The following is a 1,524-nucleotide window of genomic DNA, read 5'->3' on the forward strand; positions in this document are numbered from 1 at the left end:
GGATAAATCTGTAATTAGATCAACTCCTATTCATATAAATAAGGTAAACTTCTCATAGTCTTACAACTATGCAGTGGCAAAATATTAGTCTAACTTTAGTGGTGCTATTGCGAACAGTATGGAACGGTTTATGAAAACAAGATTACTCGCTCTAATGTTGGCAGGGTTGACAGCTGTCGGATGTTCAACACTGACTCCTGAGCAACAAGAAAAGCTTGATGATATGTCGGGGTGTGAAAAGCTAAATACGCTTCTAAGTGCATCTTCAAATGGGTTTTCTGCGCTTAAAGGCGCTGAAGTTGGTACAAAGTTGATTAACTCTTGGCAGGCAAAAGCACATCTAGTTGGCAACAAGTGTCAAATTATAGAAAGTACTTTAGGTAAAACAAAATATACCTGTTCAGAACAGTTCAAAGAATACGAAAACGCAGTAAAAATTCATAACTATGCGCAAGGTCTTGCAAAGCAGTGTTTAGATCCCTCTTGGGTAGGTGATAGCCAGAAAAGTGGTGACCTGATGCGTACGCAAATTATGTCACCGAGCTCGACCAGCAAAATCGCAATTGAACTAGGCAAAGGTCTTGATAAAGTCACGCCATGGATAGTTACGTTTAATGTAACTGAGAAATAAAATCCAAAACGCGGAGAAAAACCCTGCTTCTCCGCTTATCGATTGATTAGCTGAATTAGTTCAGATTAGCATTCCACGCGTTTTCGACTTCCTTCAACTAGTCTGATTTAGCTTGGATAGATTCTACATTAGGTTGCTAATTTCGATTCTATATCTTAATTTCTTCATTCCATCGTCACACAAAAACCGCACACTCTGGTGTACTTATTATGTGGATGTATGCATTATTGTGACCAAACCGAATATTTTTCTCATCAATTTAGACTCTTGTACAGATAGACTAGCAGAGTCTACTTCTCAATTTGATAAATTCTCACTCCCCTTTGAAAGGGTTAGCGCAGTGAAAGGAGCAGAGCTGAACGCAGATGTATTAGGCGCGAGCTATTGTAAGAAAAAAAATGCTAAACAGTATTTTCGCCCTTTAACGCTAGGAGAGATAGGTTGTTATCTAAGTCACATGAAAGCACTAAGCAGAATTGTTGAGTTAAAACTCCCCTATGCTTTTATTTTTGAAGATGATTTTCAACTACACAACGACTTAGCACAGATAGACCAAATGATTGCTTCACTGCCATTTGAGTGGGATATGATCAAGCTATTCCAGTCTCAGAAGAACAAAAGAACTCCGATTGCAAGCTTCCCCCTAAACAAATCGCTATCGTTATTTATGCAAAATAAAGTACCTGCAGGAACGGTTGCTCAGCTTGTAAGTCTTAAGGGGGCAAAGAAAATATTATCCAAATCAATTCCTTTTGGTAGGCCGATCGATATTGATTATCAACATTTTTGGGAAAAAGAGCTGAGTGTATTCGTAATGAGTCCTTGTCCTGTCAGCCATGGCGAAAAGTTTGCTAGTACCATAGATAGAGCACCACGCGTTACAGGAGCAAAAC

The 1,524-nt window shown here is 39.0% G+C and carries 2 protein-coding genes; both read left to right on the top strand.

The window, feature by feature from the left end; genetic code table 11:
* Positions 1-130: 130 nt before the first annotated feature.
* Positions 131-631, top strand: a complete 501-nt coding sequence (locus L1D50_RS22980; RefSeq protein ID WP_128727104.1) for a hypothetical protein — start codon at positions 131-133, stop codon at positions 629-631.
* 229 nt (positions 632-860) lie between these two features.
* Positions 861-1,524: glycosyltransferase family 25 protein (locus L1D50_RS22985; protein ID WP_239966931.1), on the top strand; the 664-nt coding region annotated here is incomplete at its 3' end.

The sequence above is a fragment of the Pseudoalteromonas sp. Isolate6 genome, assembly GCF_022398435.1.
Taxonomy (GTDB): Bacteria; Pseudomonadota; Gammaproteobacteria; order Enterobacterales; family Alteromonadaceae; genus Pseudoalteromonas; species Pseudoalteromonas galatheae.

What these genes read in the sequence shown, in the direction of transcription:
- L1D50_RS22980 (WP_128727104.1), top strand. Translation starts at nt 131, where the DNA reads ATGAAAACAAGATTACTCGCTCTAATGTTGGCAGGGTTGACAGCTGTC.